The organism is Roseovarius sp. D22-M7 (genome assembly GCF_037083785.1).
Classification (GTDB): Bacteria; Pseudomonadota; Alphaproteobacteria; order Rhodobacterales; family Rhodobacteraceae; genus Roseovarius.
The window spans coordinates 1-1715 of the sequence record NZ_JBAPKY010000150.1; the positions used below are offsets into that span (position 1 = coordinate 1).

Here is a 1715-nt window from a genome sequence, read left to right on the forward strand (position 1 = left end):
ACGCCCGACGGCGTCATCTCGCGGTGATCGGATACGTCGGAATGGCTGATCATATGTCGTCGGAACACGTGATCGAATGTGTCGGAATGCGCACCCCGAAGCGCATCCCGGCTTCGCCGAAAACCATATCGCCCGGCGCAAAGCGGCTGACCTTGTCGCCGACCGCGATCACCTTTCCCGACAGGCCGGTGCCGGACAGCCCGTTGCGCGGACGCCGCAGGCCAAGGAAGGGGCGCGCAAACAGCGGCTCGCCCTTGCGCATCATGCCGTCGGCCCGTGTCACGGCAGAGGCATGGACGCGGATCAGCACCTCGGTCGGGCCCGGCTGCGGCATGGGTAGCGTGACGGGTGTGAGGGTTTCGGGGCGGCCGTAGCGCGGGATGTGCCATGCGGTGCGTGTCGCAGTCATTGGGAACCTCCGTGGTCTCTGGGTGTGCTGAAGGGAATAGAGGTTTCTTTTCGATACTAAGAGTGACTATGATGATCCACAGTGGTTCATAAACGATCCGGGTTGTCACGGATTGGAAATCTCTTCCGGCCTTTCTGGCTGTTGCACGGAACGGCTCGCTTCGGGCAGCAGCCGAGCAAATGGGCGGCACCCACGCGACTCTGCGTCGCCAGGTCGAGGCGATCGAAGCGCAACTCGGCACCCAGCTCTTCCGGCGGGGCGCGGACGGCTTGTCCCTGACCGCCGCCGGGCAACGCCTGCTGCCGCAAGCGCTCGAAGCCGAGGCGGCGCTGCTCAAGGGGTTCAACGCGGTGCAGGGGCTCGACCGCGAGGCCTCGGGGCGTATCCGCCTTTCGGTCGACCCGATGACAGCGCATTACCTGCTGGCACCGGTTCTTGTTGACTTCGCAGCACTTTATCCCGAGATCGAGATCGAATTGCGTCTTGCCTACACACTGGATTCGATCGCCCGTAACGAAACGGATGTCTCGATCCGTCACGCCGCCACGATCGAGGACGATGCGGTCGGCCGCAAGCTCTTTCCCTTGTCCATCGGCGTGGTGGCTTCGCGCGACTACATCGACCGCGCCCTGCGGGGGGCGGGCCGCAAGGGGCAAGGGTTGAGCTGGATCGGATATGGCGACGTGCCTGAGCTTGCGACAATGATCGCGGCCTCGGCATTCCCCGAGGCACGGATCCGGCACTCCGTCCCCGATCCGGAAATGCATCTGCACCTTGTACGCGCGGGCGCGGGGATGACGTTCCTTGCGACCTGGGTCACGTCGGTCTTCCCCGAGCTGCAACGCGTTCCAGGAACCGAGCTCGATCAGCGGCGCGCGACCTGGGTTCTTCTGCACGGCGAGTTGCGTCGGGTGCGCCGGGTCCGGCTCTTCGTCGACTACCTGTGCGACGCGCTCCTGCAACGACGCGCGGCGTGCCTGGGACCTTAATTCGACGGAGTTCGCGTTGGGGATGTGGTGCATCGTCAGACCGCGAACGGCCCGAGGACGAAGCCGCTTCCGTAACAGGGCGTTTGTGGTCAAGGGAAAAATGCAAAACGAAGCCACTGCCCCACCTGTGTGATTGGCAAGTGCGGTCTGCGTCATTGGTGTAGTCTTGAAAAAATTGCGTTTCCGATTGCTTTGGCCACCGAGTGTTGTCCCGCACCGGGGTGATGCTTGTCTTACACTGAACCCGGCTCCTGAGGTATGAAGGAGCCACTGCCCGCCACGCCATTTATGGCGAGCAGTGGCGGCGGCCGGATCGC

General features: G+C 63.7%; 2 protein-coding genes. One reads left to right on the forward strand and one right to left on the reverse strand.

The genetic code is table 11. The features are described 5' to 3' along the window. Positions 1-49: 49 nt before the first annotated feature. Positions 50-409, reverse strand: coding sequence for an alcohol dehydrogenase catalytic domain-containing protein (locus V8324_RS21700; protein ID WP_336421967.1), 360 nt, complete (start codon positions 407-409; stop codon positions 50-52). A 95-nt stretch (positions 410-504) separates the two neighbouring features. Between V8324_RS21700 and V8324_RS21705 the strand changes: the two genes are divergently transcribed. Continuing rightward, the gene (locus tag V8324_RS21705) at positions 505-1398 is read left to right on the forward strand and encodes a LysR family transcriptional regulator (RefSeq protein WP_336421968.1); all 894 of its coding nucleotides are present in this window, start codon (positions 505-507) and stop codon (positions 1396-1398) included. Positions 1399-1715: the final 317 nt, after the last annotated feature.

Coding starts and splice junctions, on each gene's coding strand:
- V8324_RS21700 (WP_336421967.1), bottom strand. CDS start 409: ATGACTGCGACACGCACCGCATGGCACATCCCGCGCTACGGCCGCCCC.